Raw genomic sequence first — 26,171 nt, 5'->3', positions numbered from 1 at the left:
GTTCATGCGATCAATAGTTTGAAAGTGTCTGAACGCAGGTCTTGGTTTCGGTGTTGTACATCCCGCACCCAAGATCTTTCCAATCCGATACCAGAACAGCACTTTCCGGCAGGAAATCTGTCCAGGCATCGCCGGGCACTTCGGTGGTCTGGCTGATGATGTCAAACTGTCCATCCGCCTGGATTTCACCGATCAGGACCGGTTTCGCCAGATGATGGTTGGCAAGCATCACAGCTGTGCCGCCGGTCAGGTTCGGAAATTCCTGGCCGTACATTGCCGTGCGCACGGCATCAACATCGGCCGAGCCCGCCGCCGTCGCAGCATTCACCCACATGTTAAAGCCGATATAATGCGCTTCCATTGGATCGTTGGTGACACGGTCTTCGCCCATCTTGGTTTTCCACGCTTTGATGAACGCCGTATTGGCTTCGGATTCGGCCGATTGGAAATAGTTCCAGGCGGCCAGGTGACCAACCAGGTTGGAGGTATCCAGACCTGACAGCTCTTCCTCACCAACCGAGAAGGCAACGACAGGGATGTCATCGGCGGAAATTCCGGCTGCCGCCAACTCTTTATAGAACCCGATATTCGCGTCACCATTGATGGTTGAAATAACGCCCACCTTCTTGCCATCGGCACCCAGCGCCACCACGTCGGCCACGATCTTGGACCAGTCCGAATGACCGAAGGGTGTGTAATTCACAAAGATATCGTCATCCGAAACACCTTTGGATTTCAGATAACTCGCAAGGATGTTGTTGGTTGTGCGCGGATAGACGTAATCCGTTCCCAACAACGCGAATTTCTCAACACCCAACTCATCAATAAAGTAATCCGTGGCCGGGATGGCCTGCTGGTTTGGCGCGGCCCCGGTGTAAAATACGTTTTTCGAGCTTTCCTCGCCTTCGTATTGAACCGGATAAAACAGCAGGCCGTTCAGCTCTTCGATCACCGGCAGAACCGACTTGCGGCTCACGCTGGTCCAGTTGCCAAAGATAACGTCGACATCATGAACGCTCAAAAGCTCGCGCGCCTTCTCCGCAAACAGCGGCCAATCGGATGCGGGGTCGACGACAACGGCCTCAAGCTCACAGCCCAGCACACCACCTTTTGCATTCTGCTGTTCGATCAGCATCACCATGGTGTCTTTAAGCGTGGTTTCCGAAATCGCCATGGTGCCCGACAAGGAATGAAGAACACCGACTTTGATCGGGCAATCAACGGCAAAGGCCGGGGCCGCAAGACCAGCAAATGCAATCGTCCCCGCCAGAGTAAAATCCAGAAATTTCATTTTTTTCTCCTCACAGGGAATGGACAGAACACCTTGCGCTCAAACGCGCGGTTTCATACCTCTTCCCTGCAACTAGTGTTGCAATTCGTGTGGCGATTGGCGCGAGGTCCAATTCGACTGATCGCCACACACCCCCCAAAACAGACAACATATCCGACTCGGGCACGTCAGCGTTTCTGCAGCGCAGAATTCAATGCAATCGCTCGGGTGTTAACTTTTGGAAACTACATCCGTTCGCCCAATTATTCACCATTTGAACGGAGCGGCGCATAAGATTTGGGCAAATACAAATATCCGTGGCCCCGGGCCTCGCTTGTAAATGACTCGTGGCCGGGCCTGTGATGACAACACAGGCGGCAAATCAATGAATGGACCAGTTTCAATTAACATAGCGACAGCGATATCCGATGCAGGCGCCCCACCCGATCAACCCCGGGCGATTGGGGCGGTGACCCTGTCGTGCAAATCCACCCCGCGAGGCACGGCTTTGGCCGATCTGCGCCAATCGGGGGCTATGAAAGCGTTGTTTCCCCGTCCCAATTCATCGGCCTTGCAAGCGGTCGTGATCAACACAGCCGGCGGTATCACTGGTGGTGACGACTTTACGTTGACGGCGCGGGCGGGCGAACACTCAAGCCTGAGCCTGACAACACAGGCCGCCGAACGCGCCTATCGGGCGCAACCGGGGCAGACCGGCAAGATCCGCAACCGTTTGTTTGTTGGCCGCGATGCGCGTCTCGATTGGGTGCCACAAGAAACCATCCTCTATGATGGCTCTGCGCTGAACCGGTCCTTATGTGTCGAGATGGAGGATCAAGCCCGCCTGCTTCTGGTCGAGCCCCTGATTTTCGGGCGCTCTGCCATGGGCGAGGTTCTTGGCAATGCTTTCTTCAAAGACAGGATCGAAATTCGCAGGCAGGGCACGCCGCTGTTTCTTGATGCGATGACACTTCGCGGCGATATCGCCGCACATTTGGCCTCGCCTCATACGGCCGCAGGTGCCGGTGCGATGGCGTCATTGGTTTACGTATCCCCCGATGCCGCCGCGCAGCTGGGGCCGGTTCGTGACATGCTGCCCGACACCGCCGGGGCCAGTTTGATCCGCGACGACCTTCTGGCGCTGCGTATCCTTGCCGCTGACGGTTATGGGCTGCGCCAGTCGCTTGTTCCCATCCTGCGACATCTCACAAACCAAGCCCTTCCACGATCATGGATGACCTGACATGCAACTCACCCCGCGCGAAAAAGACAAGCTACTGATATCCATGGCCGCCGAGGTTGCCCGCAAGCGTCTGGCACGGGGCGTAAAGCTAAACCATCCCGAGGCCATTGCCCTGATCACCGACGCGGTTGTAGAGGGCGCGCGCGATGGCCGCAGCGTCGCGGATATGATGGAGGCCGGGGCGCAGGTCATCACCCGCGCCCAATGTATGGAGGGGGTGCCCGAGATGATCTACGACGTGCAGGTCGAGGCGACCTTCCCCGACGGGACCAAGCTTGTCACCGTCCACAACCCCATTCGCTAAGGTGACATCATGATCCCCGGAGAGCTTTTCCCCGCCGAAGGCAGCCTGACGTTAAATGCCGGACGTGACAGCGTCACGCTGATGGTTGCCAATACCGGCGATCGGCCCGTGCAGGTCGGAAGTCACTATCATTTCGCCGAAACCAACCCCGCCCTGGAATTTGACCGCGAAACGGCGCGCGGGTGCCGGTTGGATATCGCGGCGGGCACCGCTGTGCGGTTCGAGCCCGGCCAAAGGCGCAAGGTCAATCTGATCCCGCTTTCGGGCGCGCGTCGTGTGTTTGGCTTCAATCAATCCGTGATGGGGGATCTCTAATGCCCACACCAATCAACCGCGCCGACTATGCCGCCATGTTTGGCCCCACCACCGGTGACCGTTTGCGCCTTGCCGACACGGACCTGATCATCGAGGTCGAGCGTGACCTGACCGCCGAACTGGCGGGTTCGGCGCTCTGTGACGGGACCGGCAGCAATGCCGTGTCTTACGGCGAAGAGGTGAAATTTGGCGGCGGCAAGGTGATCCGCGACGGCATGGGCCAATCGCAGGCCACCCGCGCCGGGGGCGCCGTGGATACGGTGATCACGAATGCGCTGATCGTCGATCATTCGGGCATCTACAAGGCCGATGTCGGCCTTAAGGACGGGCGCATCGCAAAGATCGGCAAAGCCGGCAATCCCGACACCCAACCCGGTGTGAACATCATCATCGGCCCCGGCACCGAGGCCATTGCCGGCGAGGGGAAAATCCTGACGGCCGGTGGCTTTGACAGCCACATCCACTTTATCTGTCCGCAACAGATCGAGGATGCGTTGCACAGCGGCCTGACCACGATGCTGGGCGGTGGCACCGGGCCCGCGCACGGGACTTTGGCCACGACCTGCACGCCGGGGGGCTGGCATATCGGGCGGATGCTACAGGCGGCGGATGCCTTTCCGATGAACCTTGCCTTTGCGGGCAAAGGCAACGCCTCGCTGCCTGCCGCACTGGAAGAACAGGTCAAGGCCGGGGCCTGCGCGCTAAAACTGCACGAGGACTGGGGCACCACACCTGCGGCGATCGATTGCTGCCTGTCGGTTGCCGATGCGATGGACGTGCAGGTGATGATTCATACCGATACGCTCAATGAATCCGGCTTTGTCGAGCATACCGTGGGCGCCATGAAAGGCCGCACCATCCACGCCTTTCATACCGAAGGTGCGGGCGGCGGGCATGCGCCCGATATTATCAAGATTTGCGGCGAAGATCATGTCTTGCCGTCTTCAACCAACCCGACTCGGCCTTTCACGGTCAACACGCTGGAAGAGCATCTTGATATGCTCATGGTGTGTCATCACCTTGATAAATCCATCCCCGAGGATGTCGCCTTTGCCGAGTCGCGCATTCGCCGCGAAACCATCGCGGCAGAGGATATTCTGCACGACATGGGCGCATTCAGCATCATCGCGTCAGACAGTCAGGCGATGGGGCGCGTCGGCGAGGTATTGATCCGCACCTGGCAAACTGCGGACAAGATGAAAAAGCAACGCGGGCGGCTGGCCGAGGAAACCGGCGATAACGACAATTTCCGCGTGCGCCGTTATATCGCGAAATACACGATCAACCCGGCCATTGCCCATGGCATGTCATCCGAAATCGGCAGCATTCAGGAAGGCAAACGCGCCGATCTTGTGCTGTGGAACCCGGCATTTTTTGGCGTAAAACCCGAAATGGTCCTGCTTGGTGGCACGATTGTGATGGCACAGATGGGCGACCCCAACGCATCCATTCCAACCCCGCAACCGGTCTATTCCCGCCCGATGTTTGGCGCGTTTGGCCGCTCTGTCGAACATTCGGCCGTGGTTTTTGTCAGTGCTGCCGCACAGGCCGACGGGATAGGCGAAACACTGGGTCTGGCAAAGCAGACCGTTGCGGTGGCCAACACGCGCACCATTGGCAAGAAGGATCTGATCCTGAACGACGCAACGCCGAAAATCGACGTGAACCCGGAAACCTACGAGGTCCGCGCCGACGGCGAGTTACTAACTTGCGAACCCGCCGAGGTTTTGCCGATGGCGCAACGCTATTTCCTGTTCTGAGAGGCGATCATGACCCTTCCCCTTAGCCGAAATTTTCACCGTCAGGGCCATTGGTCGGGCCCGGATGATACCGTGACCCTAACCTATGACGCCCGCTTTGTGCGTCGCAAGGTGTTGACCACCACGGGGGGAACACGGTTTCTGGTTGATCTGGCGCAGACGACCTCGCTGAACGACGGGGATGCGTTTGAATTGAACGATGGTCATCTTGTCGGGATTGTCGCCGCCAAAGAGGAATTGCTGGCAGTCACAGGACCTGATCTTGCACGCATCGCCTGGCATATCGGCAATCGCCATACCCCTTGTCAGATCGGCACGGATCGTTTGGTGATCCAGCGCGATCGCGTCATTCGCGACATGCTGGAAAAGATCGGCGCCGAAGTTTTCGAAGTGATCGAGCCGTTCATCCCCGAAGGCGGCGCTTATGGTCATGGGCGCACTCACGGGCACGATCATGGTCATGTTCACACCCCCGCGCACGCCCATGCAGAATGAAGCGATCCTGACGCTGGTGCAATGGCTGTCGCCCGCCTATCCGGTTGGCGCATTCGCCTATAGCCACGGGCTGGAATGGGCGGTCGAGGCGCAAGACGTCCACAACGGCGAGACCCTTTCGGCATGGTTAAGGAACGTGCTCTGTCACGGGGCGGGGTGGTGTGATGCGTTATTCCTCGTAGCAGCGTTTCGCGCCGATGACCCGACAGCCGTCGATGCCACGGCCCGCGCCTTTGCGCCCTCTGTCGAACGGCTGAAAGAAACCACCTTGCAGGGGGCGGCCTTTGCAAGAACCACTGGCACCGTCTGGGCCAAACCCCTGCCTGCGCTGACTTATCCGGTGGCCCTTGGCCATGGTGCGCGATGTCATGACTTGCCGCTTGATCTGACCCTGCAGATGTACCTTCAGGCCTTCATGTCCAACCTTGTGGCTGCGGGCATGCGCCTTATTCCATTGGGGCAAACCGAGGGACAGGCGTTGATAAGATCGCTGACTCCGCTTTGCGGTGCAATAGCCGCAGATGCGATTGATGGCACGCTGGATGACCTGTCTTCAACTGCGTTTATGTCCGACATTTCATCCATGAAACACGAACAACAATATTCGAGGATCTTCCGCACATGAAAAGCCCGAACGGCCCTTTGCGCGTGGGCATCGGTGGCCCGGTTGGCGCCGGTAAAACAACGTTGACTGCGGCACTCTGCCGGGCGCTGCGCGACAGCTATTCGCTCGGCGTGATCACCAACGACATCTACACACAAGAAGACGCCGAAGCGCTGATGCGCATGCAGGTTTTGCCAAATGATCGCATCATCGGCGTCGAAACCGGCGGCTGCCCCCACACGGCGATCCGCGAGGATGCCTCGATCAACCTTGCCGCAGTGGCCGAGATGGTGGCGCGCCATCCCGAGGTTGAAATCGTACTGATCGAAAGCGGTGGCGACAACCTCTCGGCAACCTTCAGCCCGGAACTTGCCGACATAACGCTCTACGTCATCGACGTTGCCGCAGGCGAGGAAATCCCGCGCAAAGGGGGGCCTGCGATCACGAAATCCGACATCCTGATCGTCAATAAAACCGACCTTGCACCGCATGTCGGTGCCTCGCTTGACGTGATGCAACGCGATAGCGCAAGAATGCGTCCGACACGACCCACGGTGTTTTGTGCGCTGAACACAGGCAGCGGGCTGCAAGAGGTTCTGGAACATCTGGGGGACACGAGCGGCCTTGTCGGGTTGGCTCCGCCCACGTGAGGCGGTGGCGCAGATTTCGACCTATCCCTCATTTGCCGGGGCACGAAAACAAAAAGGGCAGCCTTCTCGACTGCCCTTTTACTTTGATCTTGCGCAAGCGATCAGGCCAGCGTGCGCACAACTTCTTCGCGTTCGAAAATCTCGATCACGTCGTTGGGGCGGATATCGTCGTAATTCTCGAACGCCATCCCGCATTCCTGACCCGACTGAACCTCGGGCACTTCATCCTTGAAGCGCTTGAGGGTTTTCAGCGTGCCTTCGTGGATCACGACATCGTCGCGCAAAAGGCGCACACCGGCAGAGCGGCGCGCCACGCCTTCGGTGACAAGACAGCCGGCAACCTTGCCAACGCCGGTGACCTTGAAGACCTCTTTGATCTTGGCATAGCCGATGAATTTCTCGCGAATTTCCGCACCCAAAAGGCCCGAAGCCGCGGCTTTCACGTCATCGACAAGATCGTAAATCACGCTGTAATAGCGGATTTCGACACCCTTTTGGTTGGCGCTGTTACGCGCGGGCGCATTGGCACGCACGTTAAAGCCAAAGACCGGCGCGCCCGATGCCTCGGCAAGGCCGATATCGGATTCGGTGATCGCACCAACCCCCGAATGCAGCACCCGCACGCGGACCTCGTCGTTGCCGATCTTTTCCATCGCCTGAACGATTGCCTCGGCAGAGCCCTGAACGTCGGTTTTCACGACAATCGGCATTTCCTTGACGTTCTCGTCCTGCTTGGCCTTCGCCAGAAGCTGTTCCAGCGAGGTGCCGGCCCCGGCAGCGGCGCGTTTCTCTTTGGCGGCGCTTTCGCGGTATTCCGCAATTTCGCGCGCCTGCGCCTCGGTATCGACCACGTTCAGAACATCGCCCGCCTCGGGTGTGCCATTCAGGCCAAGCACCTCGACCGGCGTCGATGGCCCCGCCTCTTTGACACGCTCGCCCCGGTCATTGATCAGCGCGCGGACCTTGCCGTATTGCTGGCCGACAACAAAGATATCGGCGAGGCGCAAGGTGCCCTTCTTGACAAGAACGGTCGCCACAGGGCCACGGCCCACGTCAAGCTGTGCCTCGATCACCGCGCCTTCGGCGGCCCGATTCGGGTTCACCTTAAGCTCCAGAAGCTCGGCCTGAAGCGCAATCGCCTCAAGCAACTCATCAAGACCCTGCCCTGTTACGGCAGAGACTTCGACATCCTGCACGTCACCAGACATCGCCTCGACGATGACTTCGTGCTGCAGAAGATCGGTGCGCACCTTGTCGGGGTTTGCATCGGGCTTGTCGACCTTGTTGATCGCCACGATCATCGGCACCTGTGCCGCCTTGGCGTGGTTGATCGCCTCGATCGTCTGGGGCATCACGGCATCATCCGCCGCCACCACGAGAACCACGATATCGGTCACCTGAGCCCCGCGCGAACGCATGCTGGTAAAGGCCGCGTGGCCGGGCGTATCAAGGAAGGTCAGCAACGCACCGCTTTCGGTTGTCACCTGATAGGCGCCGATATGCTGGGTAATGCCGCCGGCCTCGCCCGCAACGACCTTGGCGTTGCGGATCGCATCCAGAAGCGAGGTTTTGCCGTGGTCAACGTGGCCCATGATGGTGATCACCGGCGCGCGCGGTTCAAGATCCTTGGGATCGTCTTCGATCTGCGCGATGACATCTTCCACATCCGCATCCGAGACCCGCACCACACGGTGGCCGAATTCTTCGATGATCAGCTCGGCGGTATCGGCATCAATCGTTTCATTCTGCGACACCATAAGATCGTTTTGCATGAGAGCTTTGACAACATCGCCAACGCGTTCGGCCATGCGGTTGGCAAGCTCGGAAACGACAATCGCTTCCGGAAGCTGGACATCACGCACAATCTTTTCACGCTCAACATTGGCACCCATCGCTTTTTGCCGCGCGCGTTCCTGCTTGCGCTTCATCGCGGCCATGGATTTCTGGCGACCGCCCTCACCGCCCGAAAGCGCCTGATTGAGGGTCAGCTTGCCTGAACGACGATTGTCATCGCCGCCACGGCCCTTGTTGCGGCGGGCGGGCTGTTCGCGCTCGGGTTCCTTGTTGCGCGGCGCGGGTACCGATTTGTTCGGCGTCGACCGCACAGCAGCATCGGGCACAGCGTCAGGCTCTGCCGCGGCAGCGGCGGCCTTGATCGCGGCCTGCTCTGATTCGCGCTTCTTGCGCTCGTCTGCTTCGGCCTTGGCGCGGGCTTTTTCTTCGGCTTCGCGCTGTTCGCGTTCCTTGGCATCCGCTTCTTCGCGGCGGCGCATGCGCTCTTCTTCGCGGGCCTTTTCCTTGGCTTCGCGTTCAGCGGCCTCTTGCGACTCGCGCGCCTTGGCGGCGGCCAGTGCCTTCATCCGGCGGTCCATTTCGGCATCCGAAATCCCTGCCGGGCGCTTGGCAGAGCTTGCCGCACCAGATGGCCGTCCCGCACCACCAGTCGCAGCCGTCGTTCCCGCGCCCGGCTTGGGCACCACGACGCGCTTGCGTTTGGTTTCCACCACGACGTTCTTGGTCCTGCCATGGCTGAAGCTCTGCTTCACGTTCCCCGGCCGGGAACCGCCGCCACGCACACCCAAAGGTTTCTTTCCGTCGTTGTCGCTCATAGTGCTCTACTTTCCTTTCCGGCGCGCTGTCTCGCCGTCCGAAACGCGCAGACCTTTCAGTCTTGCCGCCTCCTCTACAACAGGTTGCAACAAACCTCCAGCACCCAGTGCCGCATGGATTGTGGTTTGTCGCCCAAAGGCCTGGCCCAGCTCATTCGCCGTCAACCACCCTATGAATGAGCCGCCCTGCGGCGTGCTCAGCTTTGATTTTCCCCGTTCGGACCCATCGCTGGCCTGAATGAGAACGCGGGCCTCTTCCTTGCCCAGCATGATCTTGACCTTCTCATACCCCGACACGGCGCGACCGCCCTTTCGGGCAAGGCTGATCAGGTTGACCACCCGCTTTGCCAAAAGTGCCTCAACCAGATCACTAAGGCCTTCGGGCACCTGAACCGGCTGCTTGGCGGCGCGGGCAAAAAGCCCCTTTGCCGCCGCCTTGTCCAGCGCCGCGCGATCCGCAGAGACCCAGATGCCGCGCCCCGGCAGCTTTTCCATCAGGTCCGGGGCAATCTGGCCCTCTGGCCCAACGGCAAAGCGGATCAGCCCGTGTTTTGGCTGCACCTCGCCTGTGACGATGCACTTGCGGTCTGGACCATCCGTCCGGTCTTTGGGTTGCCCTGCGCGCCCCATGTCTGCCCCCGAGGCCTGAAAAATCAGGCCTCGACCTCCTCGTCGTCGGCGTCGGAATCATCCGTCTGAGGCTCGAGTTCGTCGGGGTCAACCCAGCCCAGCATGATCCGGGCAGTCATCACCATATTCTGCGCCTCTTCCAGTGAGACGTCAAATTTCTCCAGAACGCCTTCGTCCTTGACACGCTCGCCATTGACCGTGGTCCAGCCGCCGGCCAGCTCCCAATCGGCGCAGGTTGCGAAATCTTCCAGCGATTTCACATCATCCTCGGCCAATGCCTGAACCATCTGGGGTGTCAGCCCCTCAAATTCAATAAGGCTGTCCTCGACGCCAAGCTCGCGGGCTTTTTCAAGGGCGGCCTTGGCCTGACCTTCGATCACATCGCGGGCCCGGGCCTGCAATTCGCCGGCGGTGTCTTCGTCAACGCCGTCGATGACCAGAAGCTCATCCAGATCGACATAGGCGACCTCTTCAAGGTTGGTAAAGCCCTCGGAGACCAGAAGCTGGGCAAAGAATTCGTCTAGATCAAGGTTCTCCATGAACAAGCCGGTCCGCTCTTCGAATTCCTTCTGACGGCGCTCGCTGTCCTGGGCCTCGGTCATGATGTCGATATCAAGCCCGGTCAGCTGGCTTGCCAGACGCACGTTCTGGCCACGACGGCCAATCGCCAGCGAAAGCTGCTCTTCGGGCACAACAACCTCGATCCTCTCGGCCTCTTCATCCAGAACCACCTTGGTGACTTCGGCGGGCTGAAGGGCGTTCACAAGGAAGGTCGGCTGATCCTCATTCCACGGGATGATGTCGATCTTTTCGCCCTGAAGCTCGTTGACGACGGCCTGAACCCGGCTGCCGCGCATACCGACGCAGGCGCCGACGGGGTCAATCGAGCCGTCATAGGAAATCACGGCAATCTTGGCGCGGCTGCCCGGATCACGGGCAACGGCCTTGATCTCGATGATGCCGTCATAGATTTCCGGCACTTCCATCTTGAACAGCTCGGCCATGAACTGCGGATCGGTTCGGCTCAGGAAAATCTGCGGCCCGCGCTGTTCGCGGCGCACATCCTTGATGTAGCACCGAATGCGATCATTCGGGCGATAGGCCTCGCGACCGATCTTTTCGTTGCGACGCAGGATCGCCTCACCACGACCGACATCGACGATGACATTGCCGTATTCCTCGCGCTTGACCTGACCATTGATGATCGTGCCGATGCGATCCTGGAATTCTTCGAACTGACGATCACGCTCGGCTTCACGTACTTTTTGCAGGATCACCTGTTTGGCGCTTTGGGCGGCGATACGGCCCATTTCGACCGGCGGAACCTCTTCGGTAAAGGTGTCGCCAACCTTCGGGTCATCCATGTATTGCTTGGCCTGTTCGACGGTCATTTCCGCCTGATAGTTTTCAACCGCGTCATCCTCGACCACGGTGCGCACGCGGGTAAAGGTCGCGCGACCGGTCTTGCGGTCGATCGCAACGCGAATGTCCATCTCGCTGCCATAACGGCTCTTGGCGGCGCGCGACAGGGATTCTTCCATCGCTTCGACCACCAGTTCGGGATCAATCATCTTTTCGCGGGCCACGGCCTCGGCGGTTTGCAACAGCTCAAGCTGGTTGGCAGAGGTGATTGCCATGGTCTTAGTCCTCCTCAGAACCGGTTTCGGTTTCGATCTCGTCAAATTCGTCTTCGTTGATCACGCCCGCCGCCTTGCGTTGACGCAGCATTTCCTTGATCAATTCGTCGGTCAGCACAAGCTTGGCATCGGCCAGCCAATCGAACTCAAGCCCGATGGTGCCTTCTTCGACGTTGATCAGAACCTCGTTGTTCTCGACACCGGCAAGCATGCCCTTGAAGCGCTTGCGCCCGTCGATCATCTCGGATGTCTCGATCTTGGCCTCATAGCCCTCAAACGCCTCGAAATCCTTGAGCCGGGTCAGCGGCCGGTCGATACCGGGGCTTGAGACCTCAAGCGTATATTGTTCGGTGATCGGATCTTCGACATCCAGAACCGCACTGACGGCGGTGCTTATCTTGGCGCAATCATCCACCTCAATGCCGCCCGCCGGGCGCTCTGCCATGATCTGAAGGGTATGGGTCTTGCCGCCCATCAACCGGACGCGCACCAACTCATACCCCAGATCCTCGATCACGGGGGTGATGATCTCCGCCATCCGGCGGTCAATCGCAGCTTTGGCAATCAGGTCGTTTGTCATATCGTCCAAGCACAAAAAAACGGGCGCGCGGCCCGTCGAAATTAATCCGGTGGGCTTTCGGAGTGGACCCGAGAGCGCCGCTGTTGAAAGCCATATACGCCCCTTGTCCCGAGTCTGCAAGTCCCGCGTTAAAAGAATCCCGCCCTAGCCGAATTGCGCCTGCCAACAGGGCAAGACATCGCCCGGCGCGGGCTTTGCGGCATAAATCGCGCGGGCAATCGCGCGCGCCATGGCGGTGGCCGCCGCATGCCCCAGCAACAGCGTCTCGGCAATCGGATCGGCAATCGCCCGCGCACCCGTCGAGGCGGCAAAGATAAGGTCACCGTCCATCGGCGTGTGCGACGGCACCAGGGCGCGCGCAAACCCGTCATGCGCGGCGGTGGCAAGGCGGGTGCATTGCGCCTGTGTCAGCGCGGCATCGGTGGCCACGATGCCGATGGTGGTATTGGCGTGTTGCGACAGCTTGGTTTGCGGTAACGCCGCACCGGGATAGGAGTGGGCCACGCCAAGACCGCCAAACTCGTCGTCCATCTCGAACGGCGCGGCCCAGAACTGCGGCCCATCGCCAACCGTGGCCGAGCCAAGCGCATTGACCGCCACCAACGCGCCCACGGTGGCCCCAGATGGCAACACAACCGAGGCCGAGCCAAGCCCGCCTTTCAGCGTCGCCGTGGTGGCACCGGTGCCGGCCCCAAAGCTCCCGATCTCGAACCGCGTGGCGGCATTGCCAAGGGCCTGCATGCCAAGCGCCTTATAGGGGTTATCGACCCAATCCTTGGCGCCGCCATTGAGCAGATCAAACAGAATCGCCCCCGGCACGATCGGCACACGAATATCCCCAACCGCAAAGCCGCGCCCCTTGGCGCGCAACCCGTCCGCCACGCCCGACGCCGCATCAAGCCCAAAGGCCGACCCGCCCGACAGCACCAGCGCATCGACCTGTTCCACCGTCTTGTCGGGGGCCAGCAAATCGGTTTCTCTTGTGCCGGGCGCGCCACCCATCACATGCACCCCGGCGGTAAAGGGCGCATCGCCCAGCATCACCGTGACTCCGGTCCTGACCTGCGCATCCTCGGCATTGCCAACCACAAGCCCCGGCACATCGGTGATAAGGTTTAGCGCGCCGCGACGCATCACAACGCGCGCGCCGAAGTCACCGCCCAATTCAACCCGGTCATCCTCACCCTCCCTTTCTCAAGGCGAGCCTAGCGGGGTTTATCTGGTTTATGAACTTGATTCAGGGCGATAACGAATTGCCCAAGGTGATGGCCCCCGCCTGAGCGCTCCGCTTGATCGCGCACCGCCGCGCCAAAGCAAAGCGGTTCCGAGGCATAGATCATTTGCAAAAGCGCCATGGACTGCTCCTTTTCCCGGTCACCTTAGGCGGCGGCAAAGCCCCTGTCGATCCGGGATTTCAGGCCATGGTAAGCGGTGCAATCCAGGTGGTCAAATCCGTAGGGTAGGTGCCTTTATAACAAGCCCTATTTCCTGACTCCGCGCTTGACCATCTTTTTTACGTTCATAGTGCGCGCAAGGGCGTCGTGTTTCTGTTCGTCTTTGCGTTTCCAATAGCGGCTATGTGATCTGAAGAAAAACAACACAGCTGGCACAATTGTAAAAATTGATAAGATCAAGAGGATGGCGCCAAATGGTTCAGGTAATACAAAAATTAAAACATTTAGGGCCAGACTGCCTAAAACGAAAACAGCGAAACCCACCCACCGAGGCAGGCGAGGCTGCATATCATCGCACCAGTCTATGTATCGCGCGATCTGGACGCCCAGATACCACATTACCGGCTAAGGCCACCATGCAACGTCGGCACGTCCAGCGACGCGAACCCGTAATGCCGCAACCACCGCAAATCTGAATCAAAGAACGCCCGCAAATCCGGGATGCCGTATTTCAGCATCGCGATCCGGTCGATCCCCATGCCAAAGGCAAAGCCCTGCCATTCATTGGGGTCGATTTTACCGGCCTCAAGAACCTTGGGATGCACCATCCCGCTCCCCAAGATCTCAAGCCAATCATCGCCCTCGCCCACCTTGAGCGTGCCACCCTCCCACGAGCAACGGATATCGACCTCGGCCGAGGGTTCGGTGAACGGAAAATGCGAGGCGCGAAAGCGCAGCTCGACATCGTCGACCTCGAAGAACGCCTTCACGAACTCTTCCAGCACCCACTTGAGGTTGGCCATACTAATGTCTTTGTCGATCGCCAGACCCTCGATCTGATGAAACATCGGCGTATGGGTCTGATCGTAATCGGCGCGATAAACACGGCCCGGCGCGATGATCCGCAAGGGCGCGCCCTGCGCCTGCATGGTACGAATCTGAACCGGGCTTGTATGGGTGCGCAACACATGCGGCGGGCGATCTTCGCCGGGCGCACGATGGGTGTAAAACGTATCCATCTCGGCACGCGCCGGATGATGGCCGGGAATATTCAGCGCATCGAAATTGAACCAGTCACTTTCGATCTGCGGCCCCTCGGCCACGGCAAAACCCATATCGGCGAAAATCGCGGTGACCTCTTCGGTGACCTGACTGACCGGATGGATCGTGCCAACCCGGCGATGCCGCGCCGGAAGCGTGACATCCATCCATTCGGCGCGCAGACGTTCATCAAGCGCGGCATCGGCAAGCCCCTGCTTTTTCGCCGCCAGCGCGCTGTTGATCTCATCCTTGAGCGCGTTAAGCTTGGGCCCGGCCACTTGCCGTTCCTCCGCGCTCATCTTGCCAAGCTCTCGCATCTGAAGGCTGATCTCGCCCTTTTTGCCCACGGCCTGCACACGCAGATCCTCTAGCCGGGCCTCGTCGGCGGCATTGGCAATCAGGGTGATATATTTGTCTCTGAGATCGTCCATCGGTTTTGTCCAGATAATGCGGGTCAAAGGCGGGTTACCCCGGCTGGGCCTTTAGCGCAAGTGACTGGCATAGTCCGCGCTGAATTCGCCATAGCCTCGGGCGGTGATCTCAAGATGATCGCGCATATGCGTATGCAGCATCGGCAACTTGTGAAACGGCACCTGCGGCAGGGTGTGATGCTCGACATGATAGGGCATGTTCCAGGCCAGAAACCGCACAATCCGGTTGGTATAGGTGCTGCGCGTGTTCTCGAACATATTGGCCACAAAGGCACAGCGGCCATGTGCGGCCAACAGATAAAGCCGCAAAAACGGCTGCCCCAAAAGACAGGGCAACAGCCAGATCCAGACCAAAACCGGCGTCATCAAAAGACTAAGCCCCGCAAGCCCGTAAAGCATCAGCATGACACGCGCCTCACGCCTGACACGGACCCGCGCCCGGTGCGGTACATACGCCCCCGGATTGCGCCCCATCGCATTGCCGATTACCTGCCGGATCATCCCCGCCCAGAACGGCAGCCCCGAAACATGCACCACATAAGCCAGGCGCGTTTCCGGCTTGGCCCCTGACACAAGCTCAGGGTCCTTGCCGGGCATATTGGTGTACCTATGATGCGCGAGATGAAAATACCGGAACCACTCAAATGGCTGAACGATCAAAAATCCCGCAATCCGCCCCACCCATTCATTCAACCAAGCGGAGCGAAACGGCGTCTTATGGGTGGCCTCATGTTCCAGCGTGAACAAAAAACAGATCGCGATCCCCTGCCCCACCAGCGCCAGCTGCCACAACATCCAGCCCTGCGCGATCCATAGACCAAACCCGAAAATCACGGCCATATGCCCGGCAAGGTGCCAGAGCCCGGCCGCATCTTCAGTATCATTCAACGCCGCCAGCGTGTCGCGCGGCAAAGCCGAGACAAAAGCCTTGTGATCCATGCCTCAACCCTATGCCAAGCCCCGCCCGCAAACCAGACGATAGATATCCCCCTGGCTTCTTCTTGGAACAAATACTCATCACCACGCATCCACCCCAACCCATCCTGCCCCTTTGAGGGCGCGGGGTGGGCGGGTGGGAGCGCCCTCAAAGGGGCATTTCACCCCGAACGCTCAGGCGAATTGTGTCGCGCCAAAGGCCTGCTGGCGCACGTCTTCGGGGACCTCGCCGTATTTCAGGATAAACCACTTCTTCATCAACGTGACATTGGAAAAGCCACAGGCCACCGAAACTTCATTCATCGACAGGGCCGTTTGCCCCAGCAGCCGACGCGCCCGATCAAGCCGCAGATCGCGGTAAACGTTCAACGGCGTCTGGCGCAAATGGTCGCGAAACCCGCGTTCAAGCTTGCGCGCACTCACCCCGAGCAGATCGGCGATCTGACCCACACTCAGCGTATCCTCAAGATGCTCAAGCATGATCTGAAGCGCGGCGTTAAGCGTGGCATCCCCCTGCGCAAGGCGAAGATAGCGCAGATGCTCGCCCGGCGCCGCCTCGCCCCCCGGCTCACTCAGACCCAGATAGCGCGACAGGCTGGCGCGGATAAACTCCCCATCGCGCGCACCGACAAGCTCTACCATCATCCGCACCGCGGCGGCCGGGCTGACGGCGCTGCTCAGGGCCTTGTGATGACAGGTGGTCTGATCGCTGAACTCGATCCGGCGGCTTGTTTCCTGCACCCCGGCGTGAAAATCGGGATGCACCGCCAATTGCCGCGCGCCCAGAACGCCTGCGGCAAGCGGTACAAATACGGCAGAACCCACAAGGCAAAGCCGCGCGGCATTGCGAATGGCGCGGCGCAAATCGGCAAGATCATTGGCGACCGGTCGCCACGCCGTCTCGATCCCGCCCACAAGCACAAGCGTCTGCTCCGGCCCACAGCCATCAATTTGGGCAAGGCCACGCGCACCGCAGACATGATCCCAGCGATAACTGTCACGCCCCAAAAGCCGGTTGGCAGAGCGCAACACGTCAATACAGGCCTCGGCGGCAAACCTCATCTCCCGGCCCTGGGACACAAACAGAAAATCACCCGACAGGCTCCGCCGTGCATGGGTCGGCGCGGCCGCGCCGGGGCGATCAGGTGCGAGTGTTTCAAGGTACATGGGTATGGTCCTCTTCCGTCTTGCCTGTCATTAGGCCTGCGCCCCGTCAGGCAATATTGCTCAGCGAGGTTTCAATCGCATGCAGGAACGAGCCCGCCGAAGAACTGCCCGACATCAGGCGATAGCTATCATCGCCGGTACGGATGATAAGCGTGCCGAGATGCTCCATCATGGTGCGCGCCGCGTCCCCGATCACAAAGGCGTCGGGATGCAGGTCAATCGGGCAAATCCGCTCCAACGCGGCGCGCGCGTTCGGCCCCGAAAGGTCAAGCGCGGTCCAGACATCGGTCTGATCGGTGGTATAGACCGCCCCCTTGAGGCGCGCGGCCACCGCAGGTTCCGCGTCGGGCGTGGGATGGGTGAAGATCACGAAGGCCAAATCACTGCCCAGACGCACAATCCGGGCGCCATCCATAGCAAGGCTCGATTTGCCGACCTCGGGCAGGGCCACGCCATAGGCCGTCTTGATCGCTTTTTGCGCGGCTTTCTCTGCCCCAAGCGGCAGGGCAACCGACACAATCGCAAGATCGACGGGCGCCGCAAGATGGGTGTCCACGATGGTGATATCGGTGCCCGCAAGCGGGGCGGCGGGGGTCAGGCTATATTCAGGCACGCAGACGCTCTCCTTCGGGATCAATGAAATGTGCCGAGACGATCTCGACCTCCATTTCGGTGCCGTGGACCGGGCTGACGGCGCGCAGGATTTCGCCCATGCGGGCATCGCCGCGCTTGATAAAGCCAAGCCCGACAGAATGGCCAAGGCTGGGCGAATAGGCCACCGAAGACATCCAGCCCTGATCGTTGTCCATGGTCGCCGCATCGCCCTTGTTGATGAAATGCGACCCGGCAATCAGCCCGCGATCACGATCAACCGGGCGCAACCCGACCAGTTTCACGGCATCCTCAAGCAGCATTTCAGGGCGCTGCGACAACACGTTGCCGATGCACTCTTTGGTCTGGCTGACCATCCGGCCCATGCCAAGATTATGCGCGGTCGTCTGACCGTTAAGCTCATTGCCCGCCGCGTGACCTTTTTCAATCCGCATCACGCCAAGAGCCTCGGTGCCATAAGGACAAGCGTCAAACTCGCGCCCGGCCTCGATCAGCACATCCATCATCGCATTGCCATAACGCGCGGGCACCGCCACCTCATAGGCAAGCTCGCCCGAGAACGAGATCCGGAAAAGCCGCGCCGGGGTGCCATTGCAAACCGTCACCTCGCCGCAGGCCATGAAGGGAAACGCCTCGTTCGAGAGGTCATGCGCCTCGTCCACCACCTTGCGCAAAAGATTGCGCGCATTGGGCCCGGCAACGGCGAACTGCGCCCAGCCATCGGTGGTCGAGATAAGATGCACATCCATATCCGGCCAGAGACACTGGCGCGCAAACTCAAGCCGCCGGAACACCAGAACCGCATTGGCGGTGGTGGTGGTCATCACAAAGTGGTTCTCCGACATCCGCGCCGTGGTGCCATCGTCATAGGCAATCCCATCCTCGCGCAGCATCAACCCATAGCGCACCCGGCCTACGGCCAGCTTGGCAAAGCCATTGGCATAGACCTTGTTGAGAAAGGCCGCCGCATCGCGCCCCTGCACATCAATCTTGCCAAGCGTGGTCACATCGCAAATACCGACCGACTTGCGGGTCGCCAGAACCTCGCGATCCACTGAATCGCGCCAGCCCTTTTCACCGGGCCGCGCAAACCATTGCGCCCGAAGCCAATTGCCAACCTCGACAAAGGTCGCACCGTTTTCCTTGGCCCAGTTATGGCTTGGCGTCAGACGGTAGGGCCGAAAATCCCGACCGCGCGAGCGCCCGCCAAGCGCGCCAATCGGCACCGGCGTATAGGGCGGGCGGAAAATCGTGGTGCCGGTTTCGGGGATCGTCTTGCCGGTGCATTCCGCCATGATTGCAAGCGCCGGGATATTCGCGGTCTTGCCCTGATCGGTTGCCATGCCAAGCGTGGTATAGCGCTTGAGATGCTCGACCGAGCGAAAGCCTTCGCGGTGCGACTGCTTGACGTCCTTGACCGTCACATCGTTCTGAAGATCAAGCCAGCCGCGCTTGGTGCTTTCGCGCACGTGCCAATAGGGCACGCAATCGCGCGGCTCGTCCTCGGCGCGGGGCAGATCGGCTTTGCCGGGTTTATACCCAAGCGCCTCGATCTGGGCATTTGCCACGGTTTGGCCCTCGGCCAGGGCGGCGGCCAGCGTCATCGCGCCATTCGCGGCGCCCGCAACCGCCATCCCCGGTGGAAGATCACGCCCCGGCACAAAGGCCGAGATCTCATCGCGCCACTCGGGCCGCCCGCGTTGGTGACAGGTCAGGTGCACATTCGGATTCCAGCCGCCAGAAACCGCCAGACAATCCAACGGGATCATCTGACCATCGGTCAGGGTGATGGATTTCAACCCCTTGCGCCCGACCGTATCGACCACGCCAGCCTTGCGGATATGGCGCGCGCCGGGCACGTCACAGACCGCAGGCGCATCGCGCACATCAATAATGGCGGGCACATGCACGCCCTTGGCCACAAGATCGGCCGCCGTGCGCCAGCCGTCATCATTGTTGGTAAACACCGCAACCTTCTGGCCGGGTGTCACGCCATAACGGTTGGCGTAAGAGCGCACCGAGCCGGCCAGCATCACGCCGGGGCGGTCATTGTTGCCAAAAGCAATCGGGCGTTCGGTCGCCCCCGCTGCCAGAACCGCGCGCTTTGACGTCACCCGCCAGAGGATCTGGCGCGGCTTGCCGCCCGAGCTTGCCAGATGATCAGTGCACCGCTCAAGCGCGCCATAAACGCCATGATCATAGGCACCGTAAACTGTGGTGCGCGACATCAAGCGCACATTGTCCATCGCGGCCAGTTCGACCAGCGCCTCTTTGGCCCAACCGGCACCTGGCATGCCGCCCACCTCAAGCGTCTCAGAGTTGAGCCGCCCGCCAAGAGTGAAATCCTCATCCGCCAGAATGACCCTCGCGCCCGCACGCCCCGCCGTGAGCGCCGCCATAAGGCCCGTCGGCCCGGCCCCGATCACAAGCAGATCGCAATGCAGATAGCCCTTGTCATAGATGTCGGGATCTTCGCGCATCGACAGGCTTCCGAGACCTGCCGATTTGCGGATGATCGGCTCGTAGAGCTTTTCCCAGAAGGCACGCGGCCACATGAAGGTCTTGTAATAAAACCCCGCCGAGAGAAACGGCGACAAAAGATCCGTCACCGCCATCAGATCGTAGTCCAGAGAGCCGCGATGGTTCTGGCTCTTGGCGTGCAGCCCGTCAAACAGCTCGGTCACCGTGGCGCGTGTGTTGGGTTCGAGATGCGCGCCGCTGCGCAGCTCGACCAGCGCGTTGGGCTCTTCTGACCCAGCGGTAAAAATCCCGCGCGGGCGGTGGTATTTGAACGAGCGCCCGACAAGACGCTGAGCATTGGCCAAAAGCGCCGAGGCCAGCGTATCGCCGGGATGGCCGCGCATCTCTTTGCCGTTGAAGGTAAATTTGAACTCTTGCGAACGGTCGATCTGGCCGCCGCTGATCCGGTTGACCTGGCTCATTTGCTGCGCCCCCTGGCCCGGGCCACATCGCGGGCCATCTCGACAGACGTAATCTCATGCGTGACTGTATCGCGGGTCACCACGAGCCAGGAGCGGTCGCCCTGTTCGTGATACCAAAGCTCGGCATGCTTGCCCGCCGGATTGTCGCGCAGATATCCGTATTCATGGAAGGCCTCGGCGGCATCGCTGGCCTGCCAGTCGGGCCGCTCAATCAGGGCGGCATCGCCGAGATAGACGAATTCAGCGGCATCACGGGGGCCAAGAAGAGGGTGATTGATAATCATGCGTCCGTGCCCTTTGTCAGCGGTCGGATTTGAGTATTTTTGGAAAGATGAAAGGTCATATGCGCAGCCCTCAATGCAGGTTGGGCTGGTTGCCCTGACCTTTTTCGTCGATCAGGTTGCCGCGCTTGAAACGATCAAGCCGCATTTGCGTGGCGACCGGATGCGGAGTGTCCCTGGCCAGAAGATGCGCGTAGCACATGCCGCTGGCGGGCGTCGCCTTGAACCCGCCATAGCACCAGCCACCGTTGAAATAGAGCCCGTCGATATCGGTCTTGTCGATGAAGGGAGAGCCGTCCATCGACATATCCATGATGCCGCCCCAGCTTCGCAGCAGGCGGGCGCGCCCGATCATCGGCATGATCGCCATGCCGCCTTCGGCGACGTCTTCGACCACCGGCAGGTTGCCGCGTTGCGCGTAAGAATTATAGCCGTCGATATCGCCGCCGAACACCAGACCGCCTTTGTCAGACTGGCTGACGTAGAAATGGCCGGCACCAAAGGTGATCACGCCGGGCAAGACCGGTTTCAGGCCCTCGGTGACAAACGCCTGAAGAACATGGCTTTCGATCGGCAGGCGCATGCCCGCCTGCGCCATCACCCGACCCGAAGAGCCGGCAACGCAGACCGCCACCTTGCGCGCCCGAATGGCGCCGCGCGACGTCTGGACACCACGGCATTTGCCGTTCTCGATGTCAAAGCCGGTCACCTCGCAGTTCTGGATGATATCGACGCCGCGCGCATCCGCGCCGCGCGCATAGCCCCAGGCCACCGCATCATGACGCACCGTGCCGCCGCGCCGCTGAAACAAGCCGCCCTTGATCGGGAAGCGCGCATTTTCGTAGTCAAGAAAGGGAAGTTCGGCGCGGAGTTGATCGGTGGTCGCAAGCTCGGCATCGGCACCGGCAAGGAACATCGCATTGGCACGGCGCACAAAGGCATCTCGCTGCGCATCACTGTGAAACAGGTTCAGGATCGAGCGTTGGCTGACCATGGCGTTATAGTTGAAATCCTGCTCAAGGCCTTCCCAGAGCTTGAGCGACATTTCATAAAACGGCTCATTGCCCGGCAGCATGTAGTTCGAACGGATGATCGTGGTGTTACGCCCGATATTGCCCGACCCGATCCAGCCCTTTTCGAGAACCGCAATGTTGCGCATCCCGAATTCGCGGGCGAGATAATAGGCCGTTGCAAGCCCATGACCGCCGCCGCCGATGATCACGATGTCATACTCCGGTTTTGGATCAGGCTCACGCCAGACAGGTTTCCATCCCTTGTTCCCGGTCAGCCCCTCGCGGAGAATTTTCAAGGCAGAATAGCGCATGAGCCAAAGAATCCTGTTGCTGTCTCTTGATCAAGCATCGCGGTTTATCCGAGGATAGACTTGCCTCAAAAGGTCATTTAAATATCCAATATGGTCAAGACCCCGCGAATCCGAACAAAACCGCTCCGAATCGGCATTCTGCCGATCGAGGGCTTTGCGCTTATGTCTTATGCCGCCACAACAGAGCCCTGGCGCGCCGCGAACCTGTTGGCGGGCCGCACGCTTTACGAGGTGATCAACATCGCCGGCTCTGATCTGCCGGTGGCCAGCTCCGGTGCCGCAGAGATCAGGCCAGAGGCGGGGCCACGCGATGATCTGAGGCTTGATTATCTCTTTGTCATCGCAGGGGGCGATCCGGCGCGCTATCCGGGGCGCAGCTTGTCCGCGTGGCTGACGCGACAGGCGCGGGCGGGGGTGATCATGGGCGGCGTCTCGGGCGGACCGATCATTCTGGCGCGCGCCGGGCTAATGGCGGGGCGGCGGATGACGGTGCATTGGGAATACGCCACCGCTCTCGCCGAAATCTCGCCTCAGCTTATGATCGAACGCACGCTTTATGTGATTGATCGTGACCGGATGACATGCGCCGGGGGGACCGCACCGATGGACCTTATGCATGCGCTGATTGCCCAGCATCACGGCACCGATTTTGCGCGACAAGTCAGTGACTGGTTCATGCATACCGAGATTCGCCCGCCCACCGGGCCGCAACGTTCAGGGCTGGTCGAGAGGGTGGGCACCCATGTCTCGGCCATCCTCGATGCGGTCGAGGCGATGGAAGGCAATATCGCCGATCCCCTGCACCTTGAACATCTGGCACAGGTGGCACGGCTCTCGAAGCGGCAACTCAACCGGCTTTTTCAGGACAAACTTGGCCATACGACCATGGGCTATTACCGCATATTGCGGCTTGAGCGGGCGCAGAACCTGTTGCGCAACTCGGCGCTGTCGCTGACCGAGGTTGCGCTTGCAACCGGCTTTGCCAGCTCCTCACATTTTTCGCGGGCCTATGCCGCGCAATTCGGTGAGGCGCCGTCGCGTTACCGCCACACGTAAGCCGGCAAATGAGGCTCTATTCCGGCCGACTTTTGTCCTGATCCGCCTTAAGCAGCGACTCGATTCTGGCGAGTCGGCCCATGACCTCGTCTCGATAGGTGTCGGTTCTTTCGACATCCTCGGCGTGGTGCGCGTCTTGCATCGAATTTACGATCAGACCGACCAAAAGGTTCACCACCGCAAAGGTGGTGACCATGATGAAGGGGACGAAAAACCCCCAGGCATAGGGGAACACCTCCATCACCGGGCGCACGATGCCCATCGACCAGGATTCAAGCGTCATGATCTGAAACAGCGAATAGGCAGAGCGCCCGAGATCGCCGAACCACGCGGGAAAGGCCGCGCCAAACAGCTTGGTTGCCATGACTGACCCGATGTAAAACAGCATCCCCATCAACAGGAACACCGACCCCATCCCCGGCAGCGCATTGACCAGCCCCTCTACCACCCGGCGCAGCGACGGCGCCACCGACACCACCCGCAAAAGCCGCAGGATACGCAGCGCCCGCAGCACCGAAAGACCCTGTGTGGCAGGCACCAGAGAGATGCCGACAATCACGAAATCAAAGATATTCCAGCCGCGCGAGAAAAATCCGCCAACGCCGCGCGCAAACAGTTTTGCGCCGAGTTCGGCCACGAACACCGCAAGACAGAGTTGATCGAGCAGAGTGATAAGCCCACCGGCCTGATCCATGATCGGGTCCGAGGTCTCCATGCCAAGAATGACCGCATTGAACAGAATCACGCCAAGAATAGCGTTCTGAACACTGGATTTATCGAGAAAGCTGCCGACGCGGCTGCGCAAAGTCATGGGCCTGCCTGTATATATGTCTGAAATCTGTGACCGTCATATGGGCGCGCATTGCCAGACCTGCAAGGCACCCAGACTTAGTCTTTGGCGCGCGCCAGCATGCGGCCCAGCGCCCGACCGCCAAGAATATGCAGATGATAATGCGGCACCTCCTGCACACCATGCTCGCCCGCGTTGGTGATGGCGCGAAACCCCTCGCCGCCCTCACCCGGTTGCACACCGGTCAGACGACATACCTCGCCGGAGGCGCGGGTGAAATCGAGAATCTCGGCGTCGGTCGCGGCCTGCGCAAAATGGTCATAACAGACATAGGGCCCTTTCGGGATCACCAGCACATGCACCGGCGTCTGTGGCTCGATGTCGTAAAACGCAAGGCTGTGCTCGGTTTCCAGAACGGTTTTGTTGGGAATCTCGCCGCGCAGAATCTTGGCGAAAATGTTCTGGTCGTCATAGGCATAGGGCATAGTGGTCCTCAGTCTGCAAAAAGATGATCTTGTTGCGTAATTTCCTGCGCTTTTTCACGCGAGATATCAAGGAAGCGCATCAAAAGGTCGGCATGCTGATCGTCCTCGTCGGATTCGCGCAGGATCAGATGGTTTTCAAATTCGGAATCGCGGATGCAGTCGCTTTCATAGGTCATATCGCCCCGGATCGTCGGCAATAGCCGGTCCAGCGTATCCTCGGGCGTCTGTTCACCGGCCAATCCGACGCGCATGGCATGCCCGATCAAATAGTCATCGGTGAAATCGCATTGCACCTCCAAAAGCTTGGTGGTCGCGCGATCGCCGCAAAAATCCTGCAACAAATCAATGCTTCCGGGATCCATGCACACGATAAGGCGGTCGGTTTCATAATAGTCAAACAGCATCCGCATCAGGGCGCGGCGGTGGCGCGTGCGCTTGGCCAGGGTTCCCTGAATCCCGCCAAGATCCGGCAGGGCCGTGCCCTCTTCGTTAAACAGGTACTCAATCGCGGGCAGGTTGGTGACCATGCGAATGCGATCCAAAAGGCGCTTGGCCACATGCCATTTCTTGCAAACCACAATCATCAGTTCGCGCTCGCGCCCAAGGCTGCTTTCGGTTTCCCAGAACCGGCTTGCGAACCGCCGCCCGTCACGGCCCCGGGCGGACAGAAACTTGAACAGGCTGCGCCCTTCGTTGGAAATCTGAAACTCGGCCATATCATCGGCATAGAGCGTACCAAGGCGTCGCTTAAGCTCTAGCGCTTCGGGGCTGATCTTGCGGGAAAAGAGGTAATCCTGACCCAGCAAAAGATCGTAGTGATCATTATAAAAGGTCACCGGCATTCCATAATCGGTGAACATAAGAAAGGTCAGGGTGCGGGTGCTGATCTCTTTTTCCGGCACAAGGTGGCGCACGAGAGTCTGAAAAAACGTTTCATCGGGAATCCAGGTGGTGCGAAAGAATCGCATCACGTCGCGGCGCTTGCGGGTGAAATCAATGATCCATTCAATCGTGCGTCGGCGCAGGCACCACCATTGGCTTCCGATCTGGACCTGAATATCACGCGGGATCTCGCGGGTCAGTCCAAGCTTGGTTTGCAGGTTGTAAGAGGCATAAAATCGTTTTGGCTGGGTGCGCTCATTAAAGAAGTGGCGGTAAATCAGCCGCTCTTCCTTCATCCCGGTCTTGATCCAGTCGCTTTCGAAATAATCAAAGCTTTCGATGTAATCGACATCCGCGGAATCCAGAAACTCATGCGCATAGCTGGCGGATTTGATCGGCGCGCAATCGCCCGACAGCATGTAGAAATGCGTGGCCCGCGGAAAGGCGTCTACTGCGGCTTCGACGGCATAAAGCGTTGCCTGCACAAGCGACCACTCACCCCAGCCGCATTTGATTCGCTTCCTGGCAAAGGCAACGTTGGGATTGCTGGCAAGCTGGGTTTTTATCCGTTCGAAATGTTCGGGCTTGGCACGGGCGTCAAAGTGAATCGAAATGTAATCGCCCACCGCAGTAAGCATTTCTGCCTGGCGAATAATCGCCTCAGGGTCTTTATGGCATAAAAGAATAAACGCGATTTTTGCCATATTAGAAACGATTCAACCCCAAGTTCATA

The 26,171-nt window shown here is 59.7% G+C and carries 24 protein-coding genes; 8 read left to right on the top strand and 16 right to left on the bottom strand.

The window, feature by feature from the left end; genetic code table 11:
- Positions 1–10: 10 nt before the first annotated feature.
- Positions 11–1,291 (bottom strand): urea ABC transporter substrate-binding protein, encoded by a 1,281-nt coding sequence (gene urtA / locus BMZ91_RS02575; protein ID WP_092833977.1) that lies wholly within the window; start codon positions 1,289–1,291, stop codon positions 11–13.
- A gap of 562 nt (positions 1,292–1,853) precedes the next feature.
- Between urtA and BMZ91_RS02570 the strand changes: the two genes are divergently transcribed.
- Genes BMZ91_RS02570 through ureG form a run of 7 tightly spaced genes read left to right on the top strand, consistent with a single transcriptional unit; the run spans position 1,854 to position 6,641 of the window.
- The gene (locus BMZ91_RS02570; protein WP_342741930.1) at positions 1,854–2,513 is read left to right on the top strand and encodes an urease accessory protein UreD; all 660 of its coding nucleotides are present in this window, start codon (positions 1,854–1,856) and stop codon (positions 2,511–2,513) included.
- A gap of 1 nt (position 2,514) precedes the next feature.
- On the top strand, positions 2,515–2,817 hold the full coding sequence (locus tag BMZ91_RS02565) for an urease subunit gamma (protein WP_092833975.1): 303 nt from the start codon (positions 2,515–2,517) through the stop codon (positions 2,815–2,817).
- 9 nt (positions 2,818–2,826) lie between these two features.
- Positions 2,827–3,132 (top strand): urease subunit beta, encoded by a 306-nt coding sequence (locus tag BMZ91_RS02560; RefSeq protein WP_092833973.1) that lies wholly within the window; start codon positions 2,827–2,829, stop codon positions 3,130–3,132.
- Complete coding sequence (gene ureC / locus BMZ91_RS02555; protein WP_092833971.1) at positions 3,132–4,892, top strand: urease subunit alpha; 1,761 nt, start codon at positions 3,132–3,134, stop codon at positions 4,890–4,892. Before BMZ91_RS02560 ends, ureC begins: the two co-directional genes overlap by 1 nt.
- 9 nt (positions 4,893–4,901) lie before the next feature.
- The gene (gene ureE, locus BMZ91_RS02550; protein WP_092833969.1) at positions 4,902–5,387 is read left to right on the top strand and encodes an urease accessory protein UreE; all 486 of its coding nucleotides are present in this window, start codon (positions 4,902–4,904) and stop codon (positions 5,385–5,387) included.
- A complete protein-coding gene (locus tag BMZ91_RS02545; RefSeq protein WP_092833967.1) occupies positions 5,377–6,012 on the top strand; it encodes an urease accessory protein UreF in 636 nt (211 codons plus the stop codon). The genes ureE and BMZ91_RS02545 overlap by 11 nt, the downstream gene beginning before the upstream one ends.
- On the top strand, positions 6,009–6,641 hold the full coding sequence (ureG, locus tag BMZ91_RS02540) for an urease accessory protein UreG (RefSeq protein ID WP_092833965.1): 633 nt from the start codon (positions 6,009–6,011) through the stop codon (positions 6,639–6,641). Before BMZ91_RS02545 ends, ureG begins: the two co-directional genes overlap by 4 nt.
- A 101-nt stretch (positions 6,642–6,742) precedes the next feature.
- Here ureG and infB read toward each other — a convergent pair whose 3' ends face one another.
- From infB to BMZ91_RS02475, 12 genes are all read right to left on the bottom strand, one after another.
- On the bottom strand, positions 6,743–9,250 hold the full coding sequence (infB, locus tag BMZ91_RS02535) for a translation initiation factor IF-2 (protein WP_092833963.1): 2,508 nt from the start codon (positions 9,248–9,250) through the stop codon (positions 6,743–6,745).
- A gap of 6 nt (positions 9,251–9,256) precedes the next feature.
- The gene (locus tag BMZ91_RS02530; RefSeq protein WP_092833961.1) at positions 9,257–9,880 is read right to left on the bottom strand and encodes an RNA-binding protein; all 624 of its coding nucleotides are present in this window, start codon (positions 9,878–9,880) and stop codon (positions 9,257–9,259) included.
- Between the two features lie 23 nt (positions 9,881–9,903).
- On the bottom strand, positions 9,904–11,517 hold the full coding sequence (gene nusA / locus BMZ91_RS02525; protein ID WP_092833959.1) for a transcription termination factor NusA: 1,614 nt from the start codon (positions 11,515–11,517) through the stop codon (positions 9,904–9,906).
- Between the two features lie 4 nt (positions 11,518–11,521).
- Positions 11,522–12,097 carry a ribosome maturation factor RimP gene (gene rimP, locus BMZ91_RS02520; RefSeq protein WP_092834141.1) on the bottom strand — a complete coding sequence of 192 codons (576 nt, stop codon included), beginning with the start codon at positions 12,095–12,097 and terminating at the stop codon, positions 11,522–11,524.
- A gap of 144 nt (positions 12,098–12,241) precedes the next feature.
- Entirely contained in the window at positions 12,242–13,231 is a 990-nt protein-coding gene (locus tag BMZ91_RS02515; protein ID WP_092834139.1) for a P1 family peptidase, read from the bottom strand.
- A gap of 658 nt (positions 13,232–13,889) precedes the next feature.
- The gene (gene pheS / locus BMZ91_RS02505) at positions 13,890–14,963 is read right to left on the bottom strand and encodes a phenylalanine--tRNA ligase subunit alpha (protein ID WP_092833955.1); all 1,074 of its coding nucleotides are present in this window, start codon (positions 14,961–14,963) and stop codon (positions 13,890–13,892) included.
- A gap of 51 nt (positions 14,964–15,014) precedes the next feature.
- Positions 15,015–15,902 carry a fatty acid desaturase gene (locus BMZ91_RS02500; RefSeq protein ID WP_092833953.1) on the bottom strand — a complete coding sequence of 296 codons (888 nt, stop codon included), beginning with the start codon at positions 15,900–15,902 and terminating at the stop codon, positions 15,015–15,017.
- 171 nt (positions 15,903–16,073) lie between these two features.
- A complete protein-coding gene (locus BMZ91_RS02495) occupies positions 16,074–17,066 on the bottom strand; it encodes a helix-turn-helix domain-containing protein (protein ID WP_092833951.1) in 993 nt (330 codons plus the stop codon).
- Between the two features lie 46 nt (positions 17,067–17,112).
- The gene (locus tag BMZ91_RS02490; protein WP_092833949.1) at positions 17,113–17,679 is read right to left on the bottom strand and encodes a sarcosine oxidase subunit gamma; all 567 of its coding nucleotides are present in this window, start codon (positions 17,677–17,679) and stop codon (positions 17,113–17,115) included.
- A complete protein-coding gene (locus tag BMZ91_RS02485) occupies positions 17,672–20,620 on the bottom strand; it encodes a sarcosine oxidase subunit alpha family protein (RefSeq protein WP_092833947.1) in 2,949 nt (982 codons plus the stop codon). Before BMZ91_RS02485 ends, BMZ91_RS02490 begins: the two co-directional genes overlap by 8 nt.
- A complete protein-coding gene (locus BMZ91_RS02480; RefSeq protein WP_092833945.1) occupies positions 20,617–20,904 on the bottom strand; it encodes a sarcosine oxidase subunit delta in 288 nt (95 codons plus the stop codon). Before BMZ91_RS02480 ends, BMZ91_RS02485 begins: the two co-directional genes overlap by 4 nt.
- 70 nt (positions 20,905–20,974) lie before the next feature.
- Positions 20,975–22,225: a sarcosine oxidase subunit beta family protein gene (locus tag BMZ91_RS02475; protein ID WP_092833943.1), complete on the bottom strand. Its 1,251-nt coding sequence runs from the start codon at positions 22,223–22,225 to the stop codon at positions 20,975–20,977.
- 90 nt (positions 22,226–22,315) lie between these two features.
- Here BMZ91_RS02475 and BMZ91_RS21920 point away from each other — a divergent pair, with 90 nt between their 5' ends.
- Positions 22,316–23,281, top strand: a complete 966-nt coding sequence (locus BMZ91_RS21920) for a GlxA family transcriptional regulator (RefSeq protein WP_092833941.1) — start codon at positions 22,316–22,318, stop codon at positions 23,279–23,281.
- A 16-nt stretch (positions 23,282–23,297) separates the two neighbouring features.
- Here the strand turns inward: BMZ91_RS21920 and BMZ91_RS02465 are convergent, their stop codons facing one another.
- The 3 genes from BMZ91_RS02465 to BMZ91_RS02455 form a co-directional block, all read right to left on the bottom strand.
- Positions 23,298–24,092 carry an ion transporter gene (locus tag BMZ91_RS02465; RefSeq protein ID WP_092833939.1) on the bottom strand — a complete coding sequence of 265 codons (795 nt, stop codon included), beginning with the start codon at positions 24,090–24,092 and terminating at the stop codon, positions 23,298–23,300.
- Between the two features lie 77 nt (positions 24,093–24,169).
- The gene (locus tag BMZ91_RS02460; RefSeq protein ID WP_092833936.1) at positions 24,170–24,556 is read right to left on the bottom strand and encodes an HIT domain-containing protein; all 387 of its coding nucleotides are present in this window, start codon (positions 24,554–24,556) and stop codon (positions 24,170–24,172) included.
- 8 nt (positions 24,557–24,564) lie between these two features.
- Positions 24,565–26,142, bottom strand: coding sequence for a DUF5928 domain-containing protein (locus BMZ91_RS02455; protein WP_092833933.1), 1,578 nt, complete (start codon positions 26,140–26,142; stop codon positions 24,565–24,567).
- Positions 26,143–26,171: the final 29 nt, after the last annotated feature.

It is taken from the genome of Roseovarius lutimaris, from assembly GCF_900115165.1.
GTDB lineage: Bacteria > Pseudomonadota > Alphaproteobacteria > Rhodobacterales > Rhodobacteraceae > Roseovarius > Roseovarius lutimaris.
This window is presented reverse-complemented; position numbering and strand designations above follow the sequence as displayed.